We start from the raw sequence: 24,672 nt of genomic DNA, 5'->3' as shown, positions 1-24,672 counted from the left end.
ACCCGAAATCAAGATAGGTGCAGGGAGGAAATAAGTTGTGCAAAGATATACTAATAAATTGATTTATTGAAAATATTTTAGTATAGCGCCTTTAACACTATTTAACAATTTCTCCAATAAAAACTGGTGCATAAATATGCTATGTAGATATCCCCAAAACGGCCCACAAATTGCTGAATTAATCACCTCGTTAAGCAAAAATTAATAAGCGCAACGTTTCTTGCCACGTACTATCTACCATTTTTTCATTTTAAAACCAGAATCCTGTTTTATGCAAAACAACCAGGCACATGCGCAGCTGGGCATTACATTGTCCCTGCTCGCACTTATCCTTATGTGTTCTTGTCCGGCCTTTTCCCAAAAATGGCGTTTGATCTCACCTTCTTATCCCACCGCTGATGCCCCGGTTATTGGCATCTCGGTGGCCGATTCCGGCGCCACCGGCGATGGGGTCACCGATGTTACCAACATTTTCCAGCGTTCGCTGAACACCCTGAGTAAAGCGGGCGGCGGCACCTTGTTCGTGCCTAAAGGAAAATATGTGATCAAGGGCAACCTGACCATTCCCAAAGGCATTACCCTGCGGGGCGAATGGCAACAACCCGTAAAAGGCCAGCCGCTTGTTGGCACCATCCTTATGGCGTATGCGGGTCGTAACAACACCAATGCGGCCGCATTTATTACTATGCAGCCTTCGGCCCAGGTGCAGGACCTTTCTATCTGGTACCCCGAACAGTTGCCCGACAACATTGTTCCCTACCCCACTACCATCCTGTTTGGCCAGCCCAATTATTTTGGTAATGAATTCTGCAATACCAAAAACCTAACACTGGTAAATGCGTATGATGGTATTGTGTTTTCTGAAGCTAACGGCGGTACCTGTCCGGTTATCTGGAATATTTTTGGTACACCCCTGCACAAGGGTATTCAGCTGGACAACATCGTGGATGTAGGCCGCGTGCAATACCTCGACTTCTCTCCTGCGTACTGGGCCGGCTCCGGTCTGCCAAACGCACCGGCTGCTGGCAGCGGCTATGCCAGTTGGATATTACAGAACGGTACCGGTATTACCATGCGCCGTATTGACTGGACCAACACAGCCTTCGTAAATGTGGAAGGTTATAATGTGGGGTACTGGGTGTCTGAATCAGTAGCCAATCCGGGTTCTTTTTCTAACGGCAGTAACTATTCCCTGAACTTTTCCAACTGTAATACCGCCGTTCAGGTAGATGGCCTGCAATCAGTGGGCTTCCTCTTCTCGAAGGTTACTATAACCGGCTGTGCTAACGGTTTTTTTCTTAACCCCTATACAAAAAAAGGCGTGCTGCAGTTGCAGAACTGTAACATATCCGCCACCAACAATGCTATTTCCATCGACTCTACTGTTCCCGGTAACGTATTGTTGAAACAATCTACCATCAGCAGTGGTAAAATAAATATTGCAGGCGGTACTTTCATTGCTTCCGATTGCGATTTCAACAATGGCAACCAGAAGAACGTAATTGGCGCCCATGGCCGGGCTATTCTTACCGGTAACCGGTATAGCAGCGGCTCCAATTTTCAAAATAACTCTTATTATCTGAGCAGTATTGACGATGCGCCGCTGTCATTACCACAAATGCCGGCGGTGCCCGTTATCATTACTGCCGAAATGCATATGCCTTCCAGGAAAGTGTTATACCTGGCTACAGCCGCCCCGTATAACGCAAAGGCTGATGGCACTACCGACAACACAACCGCTATTCAGAACGCCCTGAACCAGGCCGGCGCCGATGGCGGTGGTATTGTGTTTTTACCTCCGGGTCACTACAAGGTATCAGGACACCTGACCGTTCCCACCAACGTAGAACTGAAAGGGGCCAACGATGTGAGCAGTGCGCCTACAGGCCCCGGCAGCATCCTGGAAGCCTATGCCGATAAGGGTAATGCAGGCGGTACTCCCTTCCTGCGATTATCGGCAGGCAGTGGTATTCGCGGGCTTGTTTTTAATTATCCCGAACAAATGGGCGATCTCGTTCCTAATTTCCCGGTATATCCTTATACCATTCAGGGATTGGGCAGCGATATCTACATTATCAATGTAGGTATTCGTGCCAGCTACAATGGGGTTGACCTGTTCACGAATAAGTGCGACAACCATTATGTAGACTATCTCGCCGGGCATGTATTTCATACTGCCATTCGCGTAGGTGGTACTTCTACCGGCGGCAGGGTGTACAACCTGCATTTCAATACCATTTATTTCGCCAATGGCTCCGAATCGAAATTTGGCTCATGGGCCAATGCGCCAACCAACAATGGCGACTCGCGCGTGTATAACTACAATTATGATAACGTAAGCTGGATGGAATTGGGCGATTGCCGGAACGAAACGTTGTATAACGATTTCGTGTATGGTGCTGCGTACGGCCTAACCCTGCTTTCAGATGGCTCGAACGCTTCCGGTACTGCCCTTGGCGTGAGTGTTGATGGCACCAGGAAATCGTTCAACTTTAATGGCATGGGTGCTGCCGGATTTCCATTTATCAACACCCAGAACGTTTCATTAAGCGATTCCGGAAACAGTTATATTGTTACCAATCCCAGCTTTACCGGAACTGCCAGTTTCTTTAACTCCGATTACTGGGGTAATCCTTACAACGGTATTCAACTCAATGGCGGCAGCGTTAACCTGCAGATGGCCAACTTCGAAAGCCCGGGCCGTTCACAGTGGATCAATGCGCAATCAGGTTCAGTTAATCTGCAAAACGCTTCAATTTGGGGCAACGCGTCTATAATGCCAGCAGGCACGGAGTCGCATTTGTCGGCCCGCGGTTCTATCATAGACAGTACCGCCATTCACCCGGCGAACGCAGCCTTATGGAAGAACAACCTCGGCAATAACTGGTCGATCTCTACGGCCGGTGCGCTCGACAGAAAGGGTTGGACGGCCACCGCATCCGCCACCAATGGCGATGCTAAATTCGCACTCGACAGCAATGCCGCTACCCGCTGGTCAACCAACGGCTCACAGGCGCCTGGTCAAACCTTTACGGCAGACATGAAAACGACCAATACCATCAATCGCATTGTACTGGATGATTCGCAAAGTCCCAGCGACAATCCTGCCGGTTATACGGTATATGTTTCTACCGATAGCACCAACTGGACAGGACCCATCGCTTCCGGCACCGGTACCGACGGCATGACGCTGATCCTGTTCCCGGATGTAACTGCCCGTTATATCAGGATCACGCAGACAGGATCAAAAGGCAACTACTGGTCAATACATGAACTGTATGTATGGGGCAAGGTAAATGCCGATCCTGTTCAAAGCATAGCCATCCCCGGAAAAATTGAAGCGGAAGATTTTGACAAAGGCGGACAGGATATTGCCTATAATGATGCCGACGCGGTGAACTCCGGCGGACAATACAGACCTGCTGAGGGTGTTGATATTGAGAACTGTGGGGAAGGTGGTTATGATGTGGGCTGGACAAATGCCAATGAATGGATGAAATATACCGTGAACGTTACTACAGCGGGTGTATATACCATCCAGGCGCGCGTGTCGTCGCCCAACAATGGCAGCCAGTTGTATGTGGAATTAAATGGCATGAATATTTCAGGAACCATTGCCGTTCCCAATACCGGCAACTGGCAAACTTATACAACGGTACAGGTAACAACACCAGCCTTACAGGCCGGGGTACAAAGCTTGCGGATCGTTGAGTTAACAGGTGGGTTCAACCTGAACTATATTACGTTCGTACGCCCGGGTGCACGCGTAAGCTCCAGCCAGCCTGTAACAGCTGCTCAAACCAGGGTGTTTCCCAATCCCGTTACCGGAAAACTGATCAATGTACAACTGGTAAATGAACCAACAGGTAATTACCAGGTACAACTGTTCAATCATTTGGGACAATCTGTTTATAATACCAAAGTATCGGTCACCAATGGCAATCAACGGATTTCCATTACACCCGATCGCAAATTACCTTCCGGTAATTATATCCTGGAATTGTCTGTATTGAATGGCAAACCGGTTACTACCAAACTGGTGATACCGTAAGCAGTTTCCGGTTTCCGGCCGCCGGGAAAGCCTCACAAACTGAAGTCTATAAAAAAATGCCGTCCCGGTTTTCGGGGCGGCATTTGTAATAATATCACCTCATTGCATAAATTAATCTGATTATTGAGCAATAATAGCAGGAAAGTGCTCATCTTTACAAGTGCTCTTAATAAGCACTAAAAAACAGATCTATGTCACTTTCTTACATCTTCATAATATTGATAGGGCTATCAATCCCTTTTATCTTAATTCGCTTTTTGATTGTACGAAAAAAAAATATTCCTGCTGAATTATTTGCCAGGGCCTTGCAGGATGAAAATAGCGGTCATTTTAAGGAAGCTGTAATCACTTATGAAAGCGCCCTTGATGAAGTCAAAAAAATAAAATTCAACAGTAATCTTGAAAAAAAGATTATTGAGAAGATAAAATTAATGCATACGGTAATAGAATACCAAAACAGCCATCGTTTTAGCAAGTAAAAAAGAACGCATACCTTATAACATTGTTATCGCTACACGCTTAGTCTGTTTGCCTAATCACGTTTCTCCCGTGCTTCATTTACTTTGATTGCCCGATTGTCGATCGTAAGTCCATTCAATTCACGGATTGCTTTTTCTGCAGCCTGATTATCTTTCATTTCAATAAAGGCGAATCCACGGCTGCGATTGGTAACTTTGTCAATAATGACGTTTACGGAGTCAACTTCGCCATATTCCGAAAAATGTTTTCTTAAGTCATCATTCTGCACACTGAAGCTCAAATTCGATACATAGATATTCATATGTTAAAATTTATAAGTGACAATTTCTGAGGGAAAAGCAGGTGGTAAAGGAAGCTAACTGATAGCAATCATTCGATTACGAGATGCTGACGAACCCGAATGGTTCCCAATTAAAAGTACAAACAATTATCGATCTTTCGACTTTTATTAATGCGTGTGATAATATATTAGTTGTTACTGATTAATTCAACTACCTTTAATTACATTCGTGGGACTATCCCCCCTCGCTTCTTCTTATTCCGATCCGGTTTTTGATTAACGCTGACTCATAACCGTATTCTTAGTTTAATAAAGAACGATCTAGAAGTTAATGACTGACACCAGTCGTTTACCCATCCCTGTCAATTAAATTATAAACAAATCATTATGGAAACAATAGATATTTTGCATTCCGGAAAGCAGACTTTCAATAGCGCCATCCAAATGCCAGATTTGAATTTCAAGCATATTAACAACTTAACAGATCTTACCGGTATTATGCAACATTCCACGTTGCCCAATAGAAAAGAAGGTTATTCTATTGATGACAATTCACGGGCATTGTTGCTTACGGTATGGGCATGTAAAGATAAAAAGAATTCAATAGCCGCCCGTCTTCTACCGATTTACCTGAGCTTTGTTCAATACATGCAAACAGACGATGGACACTTTAAAAATTTCATGAGCGATACAAAAGTTGGCCATAAAGAACGGTGCCCGGAAGATTCATTTGGAAGGACCATGATGGCATTGGGTTATTTGATCAATGATAGCCGCTCTTCTTTACCCGTAAAAACGGGGCGGGAAATATTTACCAAAGCCTACCCGCATGTTCAAAAACTTGTTTCCTTACGTGGTATGGCCAATGCTATCATAGGTATTTGCCAACATATAAAATGCGATTATCCCGACGACCTGAAAAGGAACATGGTAATTCGTCTTTCAGACAAAATGGCCAGCATGTACAAAGAGAACAAAATAAATTCGTGGCACTGGTTTGAACCTGAACTCACATATGACAATGCCATGTTGCCATTGGCTTTATTAAATGCTTACGAAGTAACGCAGGAAGAGGAATACCTGACCATTGCTTTTGAGTCGATGCATTTTCTTGAATCAAAAGTATTTCATAATGATGTTTTGAGCCCGATAGGCAACAAGGGATGGTGCAAAGAGAACGGGTCCACTGCGCAATTTGATCAACAGGGTATTGACGTAATGGCAATGATCCTTTATTATCAACAAGCGTTCAGACTTACCCGCGAACAACAATACCTCGATAGCATGTACAAAAGTCATCAGTGGTTTTTCGGGAATAACGACCTGGGGCTTCCTTTATATGATGCTACAACCGGTGGATGTGCAGATGGCTTGCATCGTAAAGGGGTCAATTTGAATCAGGGTGCAGAAAGCACGTTAGCTTATTGGATATCACACCTGGTGGTAACAGAGGCATTAACCGAATGATAATAGCTATTATAAATTTAATCAAAGAGCCTTGAAATCTTTATTATAAGTACTTTCAAGGCCTTTTTGTTTACTGTTGTTCCGCTATCTTCAACGCTTCCTCGATCCAGCTCTTGTTTGCCGGCAGGTAAATATTGGGCGCGATCCCTACATTGTCAATCCCCTGGCCAAGATCGATACGGTGGCTGCGGGTGGTTGCATAAACCAACGTATATGGCAGGCAGGAAAACGGAGTAGTCATAATATTTGAATAATCGAGGTTACCAACAGTATTTTCTCCTACAATGGTCACTTTTTTACTCTGCTTTGCCATGAGCAGGAATTCTTCTGTAGAACTGCCGCACCACCTGTCTGCGATGATGATCACTTTTTTGGGAAATGCTTTTTCGGTAAAGGAGGTAACAACTTTATCCTCATCACTTGTTACCCACGGCCCTTTTGCACTTTCCATTCTTGCAATGATTCGGGTACAGTAGTCAATCTCACTTTTTGAAAGCCTTTTATTCTCTAATTGCTTTTTACAAAAGGCAATGGTAGAATCAGACACCAACAGATCTGCACCTACATCATTATATGGGTTGGTGTAGCAATACGGAATAAATGGCCACCAGCACTCATCGCCCCCACCTCCATTGTCACGTAAATCCAAAATAAGATTGGGAATGGTGTTTAATAATTGTTCATTTGCTTTTAGTATGGAGTCTATGGGGCGTTTGGCAGCCTGGCCAAAGCTGGCCATTTTTATATAAAACGTATTGGCCGAAAGGCTTCGCGCATCGATGACGGGCGATGGTTTATTGACCGGATAAGCAGCCGGGTCAATTTTGGTTTGATGAAAACCTTCACGCAGCCAGTCCCAGCTGATCATTTTACTGCTATCGCGGAGAAAAAGCTTATCTGCCTTCGCCCGGTGGTTACGAATATACGACACGCCTCTTAGTGTACTGTCATTGATCAATTTTCCTTCCCACTTTACCATGCCCTTTTTCCAGAGCGGCCTTGTAGATTCCAGCACAACCGCTACATAATCGTGTAAGGGAGTGGGATCTTTTATGACAGCTATTTTCATAGTGGAATCGAAAACATTATAAATCCCCTCCCAGGACCTGGATTTTTTCAACCGGTTTATGTCGCGGTCGCTTACTTCAAACAGTGGCCGTTGAATGATGAAAGCGGTATCCATTTCCCACCCGGTAAAACCAGGCCAATACGACAGGTGATAGCTTTTAAATAAGTCAAGGTACTGGCCAATGATCAGCGGGCAATTGTCGTAGGAAAATTTGTAATGGGTAAGTTTCAATAACTGGTCAACCTTTTTCTTATAACCCGCTTCGGTATTCTTTTTTATATAGTCCGGGAAACCAGCAAAACCATTTTCAACAATGTTTTTAACATATAAGAATTCCTTTTCACAGGAACAGGTTTGGGCACCTAAATTCAGGGCACCTAACAGCATAGCTGTTATCAGGAGATACTTCATAGCTGGCAGGCATTTTTAGTTAGTGTACCAAATATAATGCATGCCTCATGAATTTACCTTCTAAATGATAAGTGCGCACTTTTGGCTAATAACCGTGCAGTTTTAGCCGATAAATGTGCGGTCTTAATACCCTGTATGTTGAACCGCTGTTTTTCCCAATCTTTCAGCTAACTGTGCCAGGTACAAACTGGATGGATCAACAGGCGTATTGTGGGCATCATAAATCCCTTCGGGTAATACGGGTTCTGCATCAAAAGGAATGGCTTTTTTTTGTGGTTCGCCTTTACAACCGATCACCCAGTTGGCCGAACCGGGCGGTAACTGGTTCAAATAAGATTGCGCAGTGCAATTCCAGGCCACGGCCCAGCCTATTGCCCAGCCATGACCGGAACCCATAGCGCCCCTGTTCATAAAGTCGATGCCGCCATCGGGCACCTGGCAGTTATCAACCAGTAATCCCGTTGCCCAGCGTTGATGAGGCTGGATCCAGCCCTTGCCTTTGAAGGTACAGTTCAATAAAACAATTGGCCCCGACACCTTGGCGCCGGTAGCAAAGTAAAAAAGATTATCACCCGTAATAGTACATTGATTAAAGAGCAACTGCGCACCGCTTCCATTCAGATCGGCTGGTTTGGCAGCACCTTTTGTTGGCACCTCATGTAAAATATTAACATGGTCAACAGTTACCCGGTTGGCCGTAATACTAATACTGTTTGTGGTGTTCAGGATCTCTACTTTACGCATCCAGCCATCTGTTACCCCGCTCATGTTCAGGGCGCGATAAAGCCCCTCGTTGATGGTCACAGATTGCACAGGGGCAACAATCCGCAGGTTCTCTATGCCTGTTTCATTAATGGCGCCACTGGTAGTGATTGTTGTTACCGTCACACCGTCTTTACCCAGGTATTGCTCATCATAAGAATCTGTGAGCGGAAAATTAACAGTGACCGTGTTCCTTTCTATCTTTTTAATTACTCTTTCAGTTGTTATTTCACCGGTTACCCAGGTTTGCTTTTTACCATCCCTAACCAGTTTATCCATTCCCATCAATTGCACCCAGGCCTCCGTTACCGGCCGTGAGATGCGGATTATATCACCTGCTGCAAAACCTTTTGTATTGCGTAATTGAAAACTAACAGCACCTGAAGGAACATAAGGATCGGCAATGGTAGTTTTTGTATTGGTTGCTTTTGTTGTGCTGTTGCCTTTTATGGTTATACAAACATGTGGGTTGCCGGTCATATTTATTACAGAACCGGTTTCACCCGAGCCACTGCCCTGTAATACCACACCGCTGGTGCTGATGGTAATTGGCTGTTCACAATTATAGGTACCGGGTTGTAACAATACGGCTCCGCGCAATCCATTCACCAAAGGCAACGCGCTTACCTGGTCTATAGCCTGTTGAATAGCATTGGTGTTATCACCTGATATTGGACTTACCGTGACTTTTACCGGTACAGTTGGAATAGCCTCACCGCCTTCGCGGTAACCGGCATAGGAAAAATCCATTATCCTGTCGCCCCGTTCGGTTGTTTTATATTGAAGTTTATCAGCGCTATTCAAATACACCCATTGGCTTTTACCCTGTGCAAGCACAGTGAAATTCAGCAAAAGAGCAACGGCAGTAAGCAACGTTATTTTCATAAAAGCAAACAAATTCATGGCTACAGGTTGAATAGGCAAGTAATTACAATCAGCGCTGTAATAAATACACATCATTAACCAATCAATAAGCTGAATTACCTATAAATACTTAGCAGAAAAAAACAGGTGTTTTAACGGTTTTTGAACTAACCGATTATTACTAGGTTCGCCCCGGTACATTAAATCCTAAATTTACAAACCATGAAAATGCAATTAACAAGCAAAAAAGTGCTTATTTCTACAGGTATTTTATTAGCCATCGGTGTTACTACCCTTATTGGTTGTGGAGAAAGCACGGCGGCTGCTGAACAATCCGGCGACTCAAAAGAAGCTGCTGCCGCTACAGAAAAGACTGCTGAAAAAAAATGGACAGAGTTGGTTACATTCAAAGGCTCCGGAATAAAGAAGTCTGCACCATTTCATTTAAGCGGCGGCAAGGCAAAAGTAAAATACGACTTTAAGGCGTCCGATAACGATATGGGTCTATTCTCCTTTTATGTAGTTCCCGAAGGCGAAGATGTAATGAAAGACGGCGGCATACCTGATGCAATGACCGATAAATCCGAATCAACTGAAACCTACATTACAAAAGGCGAAGGAAATTACTACATCTCCGTTAACTCGGCCAATGGCAACTGGAACCTTACAGTTGAAGAAGAAAAATAGTTAAACAGTGCACAATAAACCCAAAGGGCCCCGGTATTACCGTGGGCCTTTTTTAATTTTTATACCAATTAACCCTGTATGGAGATATCAATTACCGCATCGCGTCCATTGATCACAAGCGGTATAGCTTCCAGTCCGGGCACAAAATTGAAAAAGCGGTCACCTGTTGTTTCCAACCGGGTGAGTGGCTGATTGGAATGGAGCGTAACGCGCGCTTTGTTTTTTTGAATTACAATTTTGTTGTTGCCGGTTGCCTGCACATGTTCAGTTGATGCGGAGATCACCGGTACTACAATACGGATCTTGTTTTTGTAACCCTCAGGTACTGTAACGCATCGCAGGCTAAGGGTTATTTTATCCGGCGTGAAGATATATTCTGTTTGACATTGCACCGGTCCCGCTTCGGGATCTTTCTGGTCCTTATCTACCAACCGGCTGCTGGCATGAATTACTATCCTGTCTTTGGCCTGGCTGGCCACTACAGTTGCATCGAGACAACTTATGTTCATATAAGTAACCCCGTTACTGCTCAACTCAACCCGGGGTGTTAATGCCATGCTGTGTGGATCAGTATCAGCCTGCATATTACCCGCTTCTACCAGCAAATAGCTGTTCATACTGGCTACCAGCAGCGGCCCCGTTTGTTCGTGCCACAGCATGGTAAGTGCGCCACCTGTTGCATGGCCATTGTGCATGGCTTTGTATTCCCGGTCGTAACCAGTTACCGTAGCCCTGAATTTCCCGGTAGCTACCAGCCAGGTTTGAATGTCTTCAAAAAACCGCAGGCCATAAGAACTTTCACGAGGTAGTGTTTTTTCTCCTGCCTTCACTATTGGCCGCTCATGATCCAGTATAGTGATGAGCGCTTTTATATGCGTGAAAGTATGGTGCATGCTTACCGGTACCTGGTGCGTGTTATAATGCAGACCACCCATCAATAACCCATTCACCGTGCATTGTTGTAACAATTGCGCATTTTTTAATGCCGCGCGGTAAAAGCGGGGATAGCGATTGGCCAGCAAGGCATAGGCCGGCTGACAGCCATCGCTGGTACGGCTTCCGTAATACGTCCATTTATAATTACGCGTGCCCCAGCTGTTGTCCCAGCCACCATCGGGCAGCATGAATTCCATATGCGTTTGTAAAGAATCCGTAACCATGCCCAGCAATTCTTCGTCTTTGTTCAGCAGCCCATATAAGGTTAGGTTAGGCAGCGACTCTTCTACATTATACCCCAGATCTACAGAGAAACAACCTTTCTTACTGGCTTCATAATAAGGGGTGCCTTCCCCAAATAAAAAATGATTGTTGCGGCTGAAGAAATGTTGAGCCTGTTGGGTAAGTTCCCTTCCCTTTTCTTTAAACTTCGGATTATCCTGGATGGTGCCTAACAGCGACAGGGCATAGGCGCCGGAAATGGGATAATTGATATTGCCGAAATCGATATTAAAGTTGGAATAAATAAATTCTCCTGCTTTGGCCAGCCTGTCGTTTATGGCGCTTTTAAACGCCGGGTCCATCAGGTCGCCATGATATCGAATGGCCTCACTCAAAGCGATCACGGTAAAAGCGGTAATGCCTTTCCACTTGTCGTTTGTTTCGTTGAGCCAGGAACCATCGGGCTGGCTTACATTGGTCTCTATCCAGCGAAACAACAACGTGGCCGCATCCAGGTAGCGGCTGTCGCCCGTACGCCGGGCCATATGCATAAAAGGATAAATAGTGTCGCCAATGCGGCCGTAAATGTGTTGAGTGCCCGGGCAGCGGAGACCGCCATAATCGGCTCCCTGCGATTTATCTGTTATTTGCAGGCCCAATAAAGTAGAAGCCCAGGTAGCAGAAAGCGAATTACTGAGCGCATACAGATCATCACCCGCCAAAAACGGACTGGCAGCAGCTGCCGCCAACCGGTTGATATTCCCCATCGCCATCCCCACTCCACCTGTTGCAGTAGTAATGATAAACTTCCGTCGTGACACCTGCCTGCTCATACTGTTTTTTTAGCGAACTTAGTAACTATGAACCAGCTATTGGCCAGGGGTTTATTAAAATACATATAAAAGGAATCCTTAAAACGGGTTGGCGTATAATTGACGTATCAACTCTGAACGCTGAACGCTCAAGCCGAAGGTTAAATACAATTCGCGGTTTTGCTTTCAGCTTTAAGCCTTAAGCCCTCAGCGGATTTATAAATAAAACTTATTGTATGATACGAATGCTTCCCGCGCTTGTTTTTCTGACCAGTACCATCAACACCATTGCACAGGACCAGTTGCCTGCCTGGGCGTTGGGTCCGTTTGTTCGTCCTGCCAATGTAAACCCGGTTTTATCGCCAGATCCCAAAAGTAATTTCCCCGACCCCATGAGCAAAACACAACTGGCATGGGAAGCCAATGATGTGTTTAACCCCGCTGCCACCATCCGGAACAATAAAATTTATGTGATCTACCGCGCTGAAGACAGATCGGGTAAAGGGATTGGTGAACGAACTTCGAGGTTAGGGTTGGCAGAAAGCAGCAACGGACTTACCATGAAGCGCCGGCCCACCCCGGTGCTATTTCCTACCACCGATAACCAGCAGGAATTTGAATGGCCCGGGGGTTGTGAAGACCCACGCATTGCCGTAACAGAAACCGGCACCTACGTAATGCTGTACACGCAATGGAATAAGAAAGTACCGCGGCTGGGGGTAGCTACTTCCACCAATCTCACCACCTGGACAAAGCATGGTCCTGCTTTTTACAAAGCTTACCAGGGCCGCTTTAAGGACATGGCCAGCAAGTCTGCCTCCATTGTTACCAAACTGGTGAGTGGCCGCCAGGTGATTGCCAAAGTGAACGGCAAATACATGATGTATTGGGGCGAACGTTTTGTGAACATTGCCACCAGCAACGACCTCATCAACTGGGAACCGATGCTGGATGAAAAAAATGAATTGAAAGCGGTGGTCAGGACCCGGCCTGGCTATTTCGATAGCGACCTTACCGAATGCGGTCCGCCGGCCATTATAACGGAGAAAGGCATCCTGTTACTCTATAATGGAAAAAACAAACCAGGCGCAGGAAGAGACACTGCCTACACCGCCAATACCTATGCCGCCGGACAGGTACTGTTTGATGTGAACGATCCCACAAAAGTGATTGGCCGTTTAGACAAACCATTCTTTGTACCCACCGCGCCATTTGAAAAAAGCGGGCAATATCCTGCCGGAACGGTGTTTGTAGAAGGACTGGTGTTCTTTCACAATAAGTGGTTTTTATATTATGGCTGTGCCGATAGCCGGGTCGCTGTGGCGGTATATGAACCAGGAAAGTAGACGCACATCTTATAAGTTTTGTTTATATTCGTTAAAACCAACTAACGATGAAACCAACTACTATCAACATTCTCTATTGGGTGTTCACCCTGTTATTTGTAGCCCTCATGATGTTTGCTTCTTTTGACAGCATAATGGTAAGCCCAAAAGCCATTGGCTTCATTCACGATATGCTTGGCTTCCCCATCTATTTTATTGCCTTCACCGGTTATGCCAAGCTGCTTGGCTGTATTGCTATTTTAATTCCCGGACTAAAAACGATAAAGGAATGGGCCTATGCCGGTTTGTTTTTTGACCTGGCAGGTGCCACTTATGCAGGTATTGCCGTAGCCCCAACTTTTAATCCCCAGATCTTCGGCATGCTTATCTGGTTTATTTTCGGCATTCTCTCCTATATTTTCTGGAAGAAAAGATTGAAACTGGGCAAAGCTTAAATTTGCATCATGACAACCTTTCAACGAACCGATTCCAACAACCCGGATTTTCAGGACCTGGTAAAACTGCTGGATGAATACCTCGCTATTCTTGATGGTGATGAACACGCCTTTTATGCCCAGCTTAACAAGATCGTAAACATTAACCATGTAGTGGTCTGTTACCTAGACGGGCAACCGATTGGTTGTGGTGCCTTTAAAGAATACAACGACCATACGGTAGAAATAAAACGCATGTATGTGAACCCGGCTTACAGAGGGAAAAGTATTGGGTTTTATATTTTGCGGGAACTTGAATTATGGGCGGCTGAATTAAACTATTCCACCACCATTCTGGAAACCGGGAAGAGACAACCCGATGCAATCAGACTGTACGAGAAAGCCGGTTATACCCGCATCAAAAACTTTGGCAAATATGAAAACGTTGAGAATAGTGTTTGTATGTCGAAGGATATTTCGTAATAATTACTGCAGTAAAGGAGTAAATTAAAAAGCCCCCCGATATTCTCAGGAGGCTTTTGTGTAAAAGGAGACTACGACTACTGTCCAGTCTGCATAATACTGATGGCTGTTCCGCCGCCCGCAGCGAGGGTAAGCTTCAGTTTGGTAGTGCTATCAACCGCTATAGTTTTGATGGAATAGGCTTCGGGATTTGTTTTCCAGTCAGCGCCTGCGCCATCTTCATAAATAGTTGCATTGTATTTTTTTCCTTTCTCCAGGAAGTTTAATAAGAGCGTTGTTGTTCGTGCATGCTCATCGGTAATAGCGCCAATGAACCAGTTGTTTGTTCCCTTTCCCTTGCGGGCAATGGTTACATAATCGCCCGGTTCGGCTTCCAGGATTTTGGTATCGTCCCAATCAACCGGAACGTCCTTTATAAACTGAAAGGCATCGGGTTTGGCCTCATAATTCTCCGGCAGATCGGCCGCCATTTCAACCGGACTGTATAACGTAACATACAACGCCAGTTGCTTGGTCAGGGTGGAGTGCACTGACCGGTCTGGCATGCCAGGCGCATAACCCTTTAGTTTAAAAATACCGGGGGTATAATCCATTGGTCCGCCCATTAACCGGGTGAATGGTAAAATGGTTTCATGATCGGGTGCATTGCCATTGCTGAAGGCATGGTATTCATTACCCCGGGCCGCTTCGCAGGCCATGAAGTTTGGATAAGTGCGTTGCAGGCCTGTCGGTCTTGGCGGTTCATGCGCATCCACCATTACATGATAGCGCATGCCCTGTTGCAGCACCCGTTCATAATGATTTACCATCCATTGTCCATCGTGGTGTTCGCCCCGCGGAACAATGCGGCCCACATATCCCGTTTTCACCGCGGGATAACCAAACTGTTGCATGAACCGGAAAGCCGTATCCAGCTGCCGGTCGTAATTGGTAGCAGAGCCCGACGTTTCATGGTGCATGATCATCGCGACGCCTTTTGATCTGGCATACGCCGTAATTTCCTTTACATCAAAATCAGGATATGGCGTAACAAAATCAAACACATTTTCCTTCCAGTTGCCAAACCAGTCTTCCCACCCCTTGTCCCAGCCTTCTACCAGTACGCCACCGATCTTGTTCTTTGCAGCAAAATCAATATACCGTTTTACATTGATGGTATTGGCGCCGTGCCGGCCATTAGGGATCAGCTGCCCATTGGCATTGGTGCTATCGGCATAGTCAGAATAATTCCAGGTGCTTTTGCCGGTTTGCATTTCCCACCACACGCCTACGAACTTCATGGGTTTTATCCACGACAGATCCTGCTGAACCGGTGGGTCGTTCAGGTTCAGGATCGTTTTTGATGCCAGGATGTCGGTTGCTTTATCACTTACGAGAATAGTACGCCAGGGTGTATGCGCGGGTGCATGCAGATAGGCTTTGTTATTATAGGCATCCGGCACCAGGTTCGATGACAAAACGAAGTCCTTCTTATCAACATGCAATTGCATGGCCGGGTAATTCAGCAGCGCAGCTTCATGAATATTGATATAGAGGCCATCACCCGTTTTCATCATCAGTGGGGTTTGCACCGCCAGCGAATCGGTTACCGTACGAACGGCAATATCAGTAGCAGTCTGCACAACCGGCGTATTGTTTACTTCGCTGAGCAGCGAAGTGGTATACGCATATTCATTGGTATCAAAATCGCCGGGGATCCAGAATGCCTTATGGTTACCGGCCAAATGAAACTGCGTGCACTCTTCCTTTACAACAAAATAAACAAGGCTGTTTTGCCGGGGAAATTCATAACGGAACCCTACTCCATCGGCAAAAACGCGAAACACAATATCCAGCAGTTTTCCTGAACCATGCTTCAGGTGAACGGTAAGCTGTTCATAGTTGTTGCGAATAGTACTGCACTCGCCCCAAACCGGTTTCCAGGTTTCATCCACTACTTTCCGGTCAACGTTTACCAGGGAAAAGTTTTTATAAAACAGGGAATCGGTTTCGAGCATAAAACCCAACGCAGAGGGTTTCACCACATCGCGGCCATTGAACAAAACAGCATACACCGGCCGCCCCTGCTCATCTATAAAAAACTGCAGCTTCACTTTTTCCCTGCTTATCTCCAATGGTGGATTGGCAAAAGTCACAACGGAAAATAACAGGAATATTAATACAATTCCAGGTTTCATCATTTTTTTGTGTGAGATTTTAATAGCCCGGATTTTGTTGTCCGGCCATTTTTGGGTTTGAATTAAACTCTGATAACGGAATAGGCCAGCTATAGGTCTTGTCTTTCCAGGTGAGGTTACCAGTAACATTCATGGCGTTTTCATAATATGCGGCTTCAGAAGCCCCAATGCGCCAGCGACACACATCAAACCACCAGCCGCCTTCGTTGAACAGTTCGGCAAAACGCTCATAGTACAATGGGTTATTTCCTAATACGGGATCGCCAATGGCCACTGTAGAACCGGTTAAACTGGTATAGTCAACCGGTGACGCAGCATTTACAGGGTAACCATAAGCACGGCGTTTTGTTTTGTTCAGGTATTCCAGGGCAGTAGCATTGTCATTCGTTCCTTTGGCCGCTTCTGCATATAACAAATACACCTCTGCCAGCCTGATCAGGTAATAGTTCCAGGCATCGGCCGGGCCCGTATTATTGATATTATTGAAAATGGGTGCATACTTTCTAAAACTCCAGCCATACCGGTTTGTTTGTCCGGCCCAAAAAGCAGGCATGGATACCGGGTACCAGTTCCTGCCATCGTATTTTACTGAATCGAGCCAGGGTTGCAATGCATTTACAAACAACCGCGGGTCGCAGGTTTGATTGGCCCTTGCCTGCAACGATTGCTGCTTATACGCAGGGTCCATAATTTTTTCCGGATTGGTATAGCTTTTTGCTTTACTGGCGTCGAAGGCAGGATTGGCCACTAGTTTATAAGTACCCAGGTTGAACCCGAAACGCAGTACGTTTTTGTCGTGAAAGATCTCATTGCCATAACCGAGCGGATTGGAGGCGCCTTCGGTTCCGTCATTACCCAGGGCCCAGGGACACCAGATCAATCCATTGATGGCCGTTGCATTGGGCGTATTGCCATACACCCCATAATTGCCTTTTGAATCCTGGTCGATATTCAGTTCAAAGATCGACTCTTCATTGAACTCATTTGCATCGAGGCCAATAAACGCGTCGCGGTATTTTGCATATGGCATTAAGGTCTTACCGCTGTTATCGATCACATCTTTCAATACAGCTTTCGCCTCATTCCAGTTCTGCATAAACACATAGGCTTTGCCCAGCAACGATTTGGCGGCCCATTCGCTGATCCTGCCTTTATCATTGCCCGTCCAGGTTTTTCCTTTCAACAACTGGGCAGAAGTTTTAAGATCACTTACGATCAGGTCCCACACTTCCTTTACCGTGCTGCGTGTTTTTTGGGTTCCATCCAGGTTTGCCGGCAGATCACTGAAAATGGGAATGCCTTTTTTATCGCCCCCACCTGATGGGGTCAGGTAACTTTCACCAAACAAGCATTCCAGGTTAAAATAATAATAGGCCCGTAAAAAATACGCCTGTCCTTTTACCAGGTCAGCCGTTGGCTGGTCCTGCGGTTTACCGGTATGCGACATATAAAAATCAACGCCGTTGATGGCCACATTACAGTTTTTAATACCGGTATAAAAGCTTGTCCAGGCTTCCTGCACGTATTGATTGGTGATGTTTAAATTGGTAGCCGCCATTTCGTTCCAGGAAGGATCGCCATCATACACACTGTTGGCTGTATGCGTAGCGTTCGACAAAGCCTTTGGCCACAAATGAAAACCAAACAAATTTGCATCGCGCAAATTGGAATAACAGGGCGCCAGCACACTGTTCAAATCGTTCAGGCTGGCAGGAAAGTTAGCTGTGGAATAACTGTCGGTAGGCGCAACCAGTCCGGGATCTTTTGAACATCCCGTGGCTATTGCAAGTCCGATTATAATGAGATATTTCTTTTTAAACATGGCATAAAATTTAACGATGAGCGAAAGCTGTTCTGAGTTCTTTGTTCTGAGTTCTCAGTTCGCGCCTTAAAAATTGATATCAATACCAGCAGAGTATAATTTTACCTGTGGATATTGTGATACGGCATCCAGGCCGCGGGTGGTAACGCCGATGGCATTGCCTACAAAACCCGACATAGCAGCAGCTGAATAAGCGCTTCCCAATTCAGGATCAAGCCCTTTATATTTTGTAATCACAAACAGGTTATTGGCCATTACAAATACGCGAACGGTTTTAATACCGGCCTTTTGCAACAGCGCCTGACTGAACGTATAGCCTACCTGCAGGTTTTTCAATTTCAGGTAATCGCCTTTTTCTACGAAGTAACTGTTTACTGATGTGTAGTTTTTATTAGGATCGAGCGTGAATGTACCGTCGTTGTTCTTGATACCTAAACGGGGTTGGCTTGTCAACTGGTTATTACCAAGGAAAGAAGCGCCAAACACTTTGCTGGTCGTATTGCCATCAGCGAATGGATACATTTCATAGGCTTTTACGCCATTGAAAATATCAACACCCGCCACACCATTAAACAACAGGGAGGCGTCAAACCCCTTGTAGTTAAGGCGAATATTAGCCCCATATACAAATTTCGGATTAGGATTACCAATCACCTGGCGATCATCGGGCGTTATGGTTTTACCATTTTTATCATCGTGTGCAAAGATCAGGTCGCCGGCCTTTGCACCGGGTTGCGCAGTAGCAGCAGCCGCTTCGGCATCGCTTTTAAACATGCCCAATACCTTGTAGCCATAAAAAGAACCGAAGGGCAAACCGGCTTTGGTAATGGTAATGCTCTGGTTCGACATCACACTGAAACCGGCATCGCCCGTGGAGTAATAGTTATACCCATCGAACAGTTTATCATTGGCAATCCCACTCAGGTTTATCACCTTGTTTTTATTGAACCCGCCGTTCATACTCACATCAAAACCAAAGTCAGAAACCTTACCGCGGTAGCCGAGCAGGATATCAACACCGCGGCTGTTTACTTTACCAATATTGGTAAAATAAGGCGCAGTATAACCGGAACTCAACGCAACCGGCAGGGCATACAACATATCTTTTGTATCGCGGTTATAGTATTCAACTGTGAAATAAGCTTTCCCATTCAGCGCTTCACCATCTAACCCCAGGTTGGTTTCATATATGGTTTCCCAATGCAGGTTGGGGTTGGGAATGGCATTAACGGTTACGCCAATATCCAATGGACCACCAGGTGCAAAGTTGGCGCCCGATAGTGAACCCAATCCATTAGGACCGGCAAAAGTACTATACGTGGACACATAAGTATAAGGCGGAATATTGCTGTTACCCAGCGTACCATAACTGCCACGGAGTTTCAGGCGGCTCAGCGCCGATCTTATAGGCGTAAAAAAATTTTCTTCGCTGATATTCCATCCGGCCGAAAATGCGCTGAATACCCCGCGTTGTTTGTTAGGCCCGAATACCGTGAAGTTGGCATCCTGCCGAACGGAACCCGTGAGGTAATAACGGCCTTTGTAATTATAGTTGATCCTGCCGAAAAATGATTTTATCAAACCCTGGTTATCATCTTTACCACTTACCGTAGAAGAGGATTGGGATGTTTGTACAAAGGAATAACCGGGTCGTCCTACATAACTCTGAAAGGCATTGATGTTGCGATATTTATTGGTGATCTGCTCAAAGCCCGCAATGGCATTGATAGCATGACCGCCGAATGTTTGATCGTACGTCAACACATAGTTGGTCAACAGCTGGCTGCCTTTTATAGCTGTACGCGTAAGCGAATTCACATTGTTTACCACCTGGCCAAAATCATAGGTGCCCTGGTAATAGTCCTGCGACTCATCATAATACGCATAACTGATATTGGTTCTGAAAGAAAGATGTAATGGCAATTTTACTTCTGCATACACATTTCCCTGCAGGTTATTTTTAAAATTGACGGCATCGGCCGCTTCCGCAGCGCCTACCGGGTTAGGGCCACCGAACTGCAAACCACCATAACCGGGTGGCACTATGCCGTAACTGCCATTGGCATTCTTAATGGGAATGATGGGCAAAGTTCTGAAAGGAGCATTATGCAATTGCGCCTCGCTCCCCACCGGTGGCGCCGTTTTGCGTTGCGATAATGACAGTTGTTCCCCGATCTTTAAAAATGGGGCGAGTTTATATTCTGTATTGATCCTGGCGCCGCCAATATTTGAATAGTTCTTTATATAAATACCTTTCTGTTTATTGTAAAACCCAGAAAGCAGGTAATTCACAACAGGGGAGGAACCCGCAATAGAAAGATTATAATTCATTTCCGAAGCATCGCGGTACAACGCGTCTGTCCAGTCGGTATTGGCCAGCGTATCGGTATGATTGGCGTTGGCGAAAAAGGTGGGATGAATAATGTTCTGCAGGTTGATGTACTGGTCTTTATTGAGCAGCGTAATGAGCTTGGGTTTGGTAACGCCACCCCGGGCATTGATATTTATAGCAGGTTTGGCGGAAGCGCCTTTTTTCGTAGTAATAACGATCACCCCGCCGGCAGCAGCAGAACCATAAATAGCGGCGGCGCTGGCGTCTTTTAAAATGTCGATGGTGGCAATATCCTGCACATTGAGGTTATCGCCATTGGTACGAACGCCATCCACAATATACAAAGGTGTTGGCTGATGCAGGGAAGAAAGACCGCGGATGATGATGGTGGAACCGGCATCGGGCTGGCCAGACGCTTTGATTACTTCTACCCCTGCTACCCTGCCCTGCAAGGCATCGGTAACATTGGTAACCGGCATGTTCCTGATGGCCTCTCCTTTTACGGACCCCACGGCGCCGGTTACATCCGCCCGTTTCTGGGTGCCATAACCAACCACTACAATTGATTCAAGACTTGATTCGGAAGTTTTCAGCACAATGTCGAGCTGGTTGCTGCCTTTGGGAAGGGGCACTTCCTTTGTTTCGTAGCCAATGTAAGAGATCACCAGCACCTTTACCCCTTCAGGCACTGGCAGGTCAAATTTTCCTGATGCATTGGAGGTGGTGTTGTTTTTGCCGCCTTTGGCCATAATTGTCGCGCCCGATAAAGGAGCGCCTTTTTCATCTGTTACGGTGCCGGTAACAGACCTGGGCTGGGCATAACTGATTTGACAAACCAGTAGCAATACAAAGCCGCACCACAGGTGGAGAAGCAATCGCTTTCTTTGCATAAACGGTTAATTTTTGGATTGAGATGAAATGAATGTTCTTGCAAGCGAAGTCAAAAAAAGAACAAGCCGCGACGGTTATCAAAATATATAGCTAAAGTATAGGAAATATTGCCCGAAAAGCGGCTAAGCAATATTGTAAGTGTTTTATTTGTAAGAAGTTGCGAATGTATATTTTTTAAAAGAATATATCTGCAAATGAGTAGGTTTTTGTACAAAATGTACCCGTTGCAGGTTACAGGGCGTTCTTCCTTGCAACCTGCAACCTGTAACCAGAAACTGATTCTAATCTATAGTCTTTATCTGCATGATCCTTTTTTCAAACTCTTCATTCGGAACGATCGATTTGTTCCGGATGCGGGTTTTGTAGGTGTTGATGGTGTTGACGGAATATTGCAGGATATGGGCGATCTTTTCATTTTCATGGATCCCCATGCGGGCGAGGGCAAAAATGCGCAGATCGGTATTGAGCAGTTCATTATCCTCCAGTTCTATCCGGTCTTCTTCTTTAAACAGCTCGTTGAACTCGGGCACAAAATTGGGAAACAGTTTCAAAAAGGCCCGGTCAAAATGTTTCAGCAGTTCTTCCTTTTCCCTTTTCAGATTGATATTATTTACCAGGAAGCGGATCTCGTCAAACTTCCGGTCGGTCAGTTTCTGATCAATAGATTTCTTGAACCGTTCTATCTTATCGAAAAACTCCGAGTTGACATTAAAGAAATAGCCAATATACTCTTCTTTAATTTTATTGGCGTCATTTAGCTTCTCATTGGTTTCCGATAAGCGCCGGTTCGCCTCCTGCATATTATGATGCGCTTCCAGGATGGCCTTCTGTGCCCGCTTTAATTTTTCCAGTTGTTTGAACACAATAATAATAAGGGCTATCACCAGCAACAATAAAAAGGTAACCAACCCGGCGTACCAAAGCAGTTTTGTTTTTTGTTGTTCTACCATGGCATATTTCTGCGCTTCTATCAGGGGCAATACATCGCCCACCTGCACTTTACGCTGCCGGGCGCCAAAGAACACAGCGTCGGAAAACGCCTGGTTAATACATACAGAGGCATTTTTGATATCGGCCTTCTTATATAATAAGGTAGAAAGAATAAATGCGGCGGAAGTTTCTTTTGTGCTGGATTGTACATCAGCGATCACTGCCCGGATAAGTAAAAGTATAGCCTGGTCGTTATCGCCATTTTGAATATACAGGTCGCTTAGCGTGGAAGCAGTAATGGCCACCTGGTGCGGGGTAAGTCCCCGACGGGCCAGTAACTGATCAAAATTCCGTTTGGCATCTACCCTGTTTCCCGACTTCAATTCCTTTAGCCCTTCATAATAAATATAGTCGTGAGAATTTTTGTCCAGCAGCGCCAGGGCAGAATCGATGTACTGGGCGCCTTTTTCAATATACCGGGGCGTATGGTACTGGTCTTTATCATAATCACCCAGGTCGTAATAATATCTGCCCATCAGCGCGTAATATTCCGCACGGCAACTGTCGGGTACGGCGTTGATCTGAATGGTAGACAGGGAATCCATCGTTTCCTTATACATCCCCGACGACAACATGGAAAAACCCATTTTAATGCGGGTGTAATTGATCAGCGCGGGATCATTGAGCCGGTTTGCCACGGCCTGCATTTTTTTGGCGTAATTGTAAGCTGAATCATACTGAAATACCCGGTAAGCGATGTACAGATTTTCGTAGGCCCTGAATAATGCCGGCAGATCGTTGTTATTGGTAGCGGCCAGTAACTTTTTGAACGAATCGATCTCACCCTGCTTTTTTTGGTCGAACGCAGGCTGATGTGCTAAAATCTCATTCAATTGTTTCAGGGAACTGGCCAGTGAATCCGTTTGAGCATACTGGTTACAGAAAATGAACAGACAGGCGGAGAGCAGCAGCAATTTCTTCATATAATCGTTATGGCAAATCAGGCTTTTACCAAAACTAAAGCAGAAAGGGAGCAAATCCAAATCACAGGCAGCGTAAAAATCATAATTGCAAAAAATTGCAGTATGCAAAAAAACGCCGTATTATAGGCAAATGAAACTCCTGTTTACAATAATCCTTTTGGTTGCAGCCGCCTGCGGCTTCGCTCAGGATACATTCAATTATCAAACCGACTTTAACAATATCCTGGCAAAAACCAAAGACAAAAAAGACAAGCTGGATTACAATAAATTATTGACCCGCTATACTGCTTTAGACACCACATTAACGGATTATGAAATACTGGCATTATTGATCGGTTTTACTGATAAACCCGATTACAAACCTTTTGATTTCTCAACGGATGAAAAAATATGGCGACTTTATGACAAATCAAAATATAAGGAAGCGATCGATCTTGGACAATCATATTTAAAAACGAATCCATTCAGTATAAAAGCCCTTTTTGGGGTTGCTTATTCATTTCAGCAACTTAACCACGCAGACAGCGCGCGGTCATATGCTTACCAGGTATTAAGAATATTTCAGGCCATGAGTTTTAGCGGAATCGGAACATGGGATTCCCCCATGTTTACGTTGGGGGCTTTTGATGGACACGATTACATCAATAAGTATTTAAACGCTACCGTTGAACAGATGAAGCCTGACAAAGACCCAAATGGAAACTTCCTGAACGTTCTTTCTGCCAATTTTGAAAACGGACAATCAAAGGTTTTTTATTTTATCATTGAACATGCCACCACAACAATGGGCAGGGAAAAAAGCAAATAATTCTATTTCAACCAATATCATCATTATATTAAATCTAAATCAACTATACTATCAATCTGCTGATTTACACAAGCCTATCTGCATAGAAAACTGCGTTTTTTCCCCAATCCGGTAGATTCCCATTATACTTTTTGGCTTTGGCCTGTCACTTGATTAGTTTAGGATGCTGAACGCTTAACGCTGAATGCCGAACACTAATTCCCGATTTTTCGTTTTGTACATTATTCTTTAGCATAATGTACATTTCAACTTTACGCTTTCAGCGTTTTGATTTTTGCGTTCTGCATTATGCGTTCTGCCTTAAAACCGTTTACCCCACATATTGTCCAAAACCTTCTTCATTAGCAGCATTTCGCGTTTAGCCTTTAGCTTTTCGCCTTAAGCGTTTTTTTGCCATATCATTAAAAACACCGGCCCGGTGAAGGCTCTCCTATGCGGTTAGCCGA

General features: G+C 45.2%; 16 protein-coding genes. 8 read left to right on the top strand and 8 right to left on the bottom strand.

Features of this window, described 5'->3' with window-relative positions:
* Window positions 1-271: 271 nt before the first annotated feature.
* Both NIAKO_RS08230 and NIAKO_RS08225 read left to right on the top strand, forming a co-directional pair.
* A complete protein-coding gene (locus NIAKO_RS08230; RefSeq protein WP_014217951.1) occupies window positions 272-4,051 on the top strand; it encodes a carbohydrate-binding protein in 3,780 nt (1,259 codons plus the stop codon).
* Window positions 4,052-4,242: 191 nt separating this feature from the next.
* Window positions 4,243-4,530, top strand: a complete 288-nt coding sequence (locus tag NIAKO_RS08225) for a hypothetical protein (protein WP_014217950.1) — start codon at window positions 4,243-4,245, stop codon at window positions 4,528-4,530.
* Between the two features lie 53 nt (window positions 4,531-4,583).
* Here NIAKO_RS08225 and NIAKO_RS08220 read toward each other — a convergent pair whose 3' ends face one another.
* A complete protein-coding gene (locus NIAKO_RS08220) occupies window positions 4,584-4,832 on the bottom strand; it encodes an RNA recognition motif domain-containing protein (protein ID WP_014217949.1) in 249 nt (82 codons plus the stop codon).
* 366 nt (window positions 4,833-5,198) lie between these two features.
* Here NIAKO_RS08220 and NIAKO_RS08215 point away from each other — a divergent pair, with 366 nt between their 5' ends.
* Window positions 5,199-6,278: a group 1 glycosyl transferase gene (locus tag NIAKO_RS08215; RefSeq protein ID WP_014217948.1), complete on the top strand. Its 1,080-nt coding sequence runs from the start codon at window positions 5,199-5,201 to the stop codon at window positions 6,276-6,278.
* A gap of 70 nt (window positions 6,279-6,348) precedes the next feature.
* Here NIAKO_RS08215 and NIAKO_RS08210 read toward each other — a convergent pair whose 3' ends face one another.
* Window positions 6,349-7,758, bottom strand: coding sequence for a S41 family peptidase (locus NIAKO_RS08210; RefSeq protein WP_014217947.1), 1,410 nt, complete (start codon window positions 7,756-7,758; stop codon window positions 6,349-6,351).
* Window positions 7,759-7,881: 123 nt separating this feature from the next.
* Window positions 7,882-9,423 (bottom strand): hypothetical protein, encoded by a 1,542-nt coding sequence (locus tag NIAKO_RS08205; RefSeq protein ID WP_107685738.1) that lies wholly within the window; start codon window positions 9,421-9,423, stop codon window positions 7,882-7,884.
* Window positions 9,424-9,606: 183 nt separating this feature from the next.
* Here NIAKO_RS08205 and NIAKO_RS08200 point away from each other — a divergent pair, with 183 nt between their 5' ends.
* The gene (locus NIAKO_RS08200; RefSeq protein ID WP_014217945.1) at window positions 9,607-10,071 is read left to right on the top strand and encodes a hypothetical protein; all 465 of its coding nucleotides are present in this window, start codon (window positions 9,607-9,609) and stop codon (window positions 10,069-10,071) included.
* A 68-nt stretch (window positions 10,072-10,139) separates the two neighbouring features.
* Here the strand turns inward: NIAKO_RS08200 and NIAKO_RS08195 are convergent, their stop codons facing one another.
* Window positions 10,140-12,062 (bottom strand): ulvan lysase-like protein, encoded by a 1,923-nt coding sequence (locus NIAKO_RS08195; RefSeq protein WP_014217944.1) that lies wholly within the window; start codon window positions 12,060-12,062, stop codon window positions 10,140-10,142.
* 215 nt (window positions 12,063-12,277) lie between these two features.
* Between NIAKO_RS08195 and NIAKO_RS08190 the strand changes: the two genes are divergently transcribed.
* Genes NIAKO_RS08190 through NIAKO_RS08180 form a run of 3 tightly spaced genes read left to right on the top strand, consistent with a single transcriptional unit; the run spans window position 12,278 to window position 14,283 of the window.
* Window positions 12,278-13,387 carry a glycoside hydrolase family 130 protein gene (locus tag NIAKO_RS08190; protein ID WP_014217943.1) on the top strand — a complete coding sequence of 370 codons (1,110 nt, stop codon included), beginning with the start codon at window positions 12,278-12,280 and terminating at the stop codon, window positions 13,385-13,387.
* Window positions 13,388-13,434: 47 nt separating this feature from the next.
* A complete protein-coding gene (locus tag NIAKO_RS08185; protein ID WP_014217942.1) occupies window positions 13,435-13,821 on the top strand; it encodes a DoxX family protein in 387 nt (128 codons plus the stop codon).
* A 9-nt stretch (window positions 13,822-13,830) separates the two neighbouring features.
* Window positions 13,831-14,283 (top strand): GNAT family N-acetyltransferase, encoded by a 453-nt coding sequence (locus tag NIAKO_RS08180; protein ID WP_014217941.1) that lies wholly within the window; start codon window positions 13,831-13,833, stop codon window positions 14,281-14,283.
* A gap of 77 nt (window positions 14,284-14,360) precedes the next feature.
* Here NIAKO_RS08180 and NIAKO_RS08175 read toward each other — a convergent pair whose 3' ends face one another.
* From NIAKO_RS08175 to NIAKO_RS08160, 4 genes are all read right to left on the bottom strand, one after another.
* On the bottom strand, window positions 14,361-16,463 hold the full coding sequence (locus tag NIAKO_RS08175; protein WP_014217940.1) for a glycoside hydrolase family 97 protein: 2,103 nt from the start codon (window positions 16,461-16,463) through the stop codon (window positions 14,361-14,363).
* 16 nt (window positions 16,464-16,479) lie between these two features.
* A complete protein-coding gene (locus NIAKO_RS08170) occupies window positions 16,480-18,282 on the bottom strand; it encodes a RagB/SusD family nutrient uptake outer membrane protein (RefSeq protein ID WP_014217939.1) in 1,803 nt (600 codons plus the stop codon).
* 66 nt (window positions 18,283-18,348) lie between these two features.
* The gene (locus tag NIAKO_RS08165) at window positions 18,349-21,504 is read right to left on the bottom strand and encodes a SusC/RagA family TonB-linked outer membrane protein (RefSeq protein ID WP_014217938.1); all 3,156 of its coding nucleotides are present in this window, start codon (window positions 21,502-21,504) and stop codon (window positions 18,349-18,351) included.
* 282 nt (window positions 21,505-21,786) lie between these two features.
* Window positions 21,787-23,418, bottom strand: coding sequence for a DUF6377 domain-containing protein (locus tag NIAKO_RS08160; RefSeq protein ID WP_063721338.1), 1,632 nt, complete (start codon window positions 23,416-23,418; stop codon window positions 21,787-21,789).
* A gap of 130 nt (window positions 23,419-23,548) precedes the next feature.
* Between NIAKO_RS08160 and NIAKO_RS08155 the strand changes: the two genes are divergently transcribed.
* Entirely contained in the window at window positions 23,549-24,226 is a 678-nt protein-coding gene (locus NIAKO_RS08155) for a DUF4919 domain-containing protein (RefSeq protein WP_014217936.1), read from the top strand.
* Window positions 24,227-24,672: the final 446 nt, after the last annotated feature.

The organism is Niastella koreensis GR20-10, from assembly GCF_000246855.1.
GTDB lineage: Bacteria > Bacteroidota > Bacteroidia > Chitinophagales > Chitinophagaceae > Niastella > Niastella koreensis.
This window is presented reverse-complemented; position numbering and strand designations above follow the sequence as displayed.

Excerpts from the sequence above, each read along its gene's own strand:
- NIAKO_RS08230 (WP_014217951.1), top strand. The coding sequence starts at position 272 with ATGCAAAACAACCAGGCACATGCGCAGCTGGGCATTACATTGTCCCTG.
- NIAKO_RS08225 (WP_014217950.1), top strand. The coding sequence starts at position 4,243 with ATGTCACTTTCTTACATCTTCATAATATTGATAGGGCTATCAATCCCT.
- NIAKO_RS08220 (WP_014217949.1), bottom strand. The coding sequence starts at position 4,832 with ATGAATATCTATGTATCGAATTTGAGCTTCAGTGTGCAGAATGATGAC.
- NIAKO_RS08215 (WP_014217948.1), top strand. The coding sequence starts at position 5,199 with ATGGAAACAATAGATATTTTGCATTCCGGAAAGCAGACTTTCAATAGC.
- NIAKO_RS08210 (WP_014217947.1), bottom strand. The coding sequence starts at position 7,758 with ATGAAGTATCTCCTGATAACAGCTATGCTGTTAGGTGCCCTGAATTTA.
- NIAKO_RS08205 (WP_107685738.1), bottom strand. The coding sequence starts at position 9,423 with ATGAATTTGTTTGCTTTTATGAAAATAACGTTGCTTACTGCCGTTGCT.
- NIAKO_RS08200 (WP_014217945.1), top strand. The coding sequence starts at position 9,607 with ATGAAAATGCAATTAACAAGCAAAAAAGTGCTTATTTCTACAGGTATT.
- NIAKO_RS08195 (WP_014217944.1), bottom strand. The coding sequence starts at position 12,062 with ATGAGCAGGCAGGTGTCACGACGGAAGTTTATCATTACTACTGCAACA.
- NIAKO_RS08190 (WP_014217943.1), top strand. The coding sequence starts at position 12,278 with ATGATACGAATGCTTCCCGCGCTTGTTTTTCTGACCAGTACCATCAAC.
- NIAKO_RS08185 (WP_014217942.1), top strand. The coding sequence starts at position 13,435 with ATGAAACCAACTACTATCAACATTCTCTATTGGGTGTTCACCCTGTTA.
- NIAKO_RS08180 (WP_014217941.1), top strand. The coding sequence starts at position 13,831 with ATGACAACCTTTCAACGAACCGATTCCAACAACCCGGATTTTCAGGAC.
- NIAKO_RS08175 (WP_014217940.1), bottom strand. The coding sequence starts at position 16,463 with ATGATGAAACCTGGAATTGTATTAATATTCCTGTTATTTTCCGTTGTG.
- NIAKO_RS08170 (WP_014217939.1), bottom strand. The coding sequence starts at position 18,282 with ATGTTTAAAAAGAAATATCTCATTATAATCGGACTTGCAATAGCCACG.
- NIAKO_RS08165 (WP_014217938.1), bottom strand. The coding sequence starts at position 21,504 with ATGCAAAGAAAGCGATTGCTTCTCCACCTGTGGTGCGGCTTTGTATTG.
- NIAKO_RS08160 (WP_063721338.1), bottom strand. The coding sequence starts at position 23,418 with ATGAAGAAATTGCTGCTGCTCTCCGCCTGTCTGTTCATTTTCTGTAAC.
- NIAKO_RS08155 (WP_014217936.1), top strand. The coding sequence starts at position 23,549 with ATGAAACTCCTGTTTACAATAATCCTTTTGGTTGCAGCCGCCTGCGGC.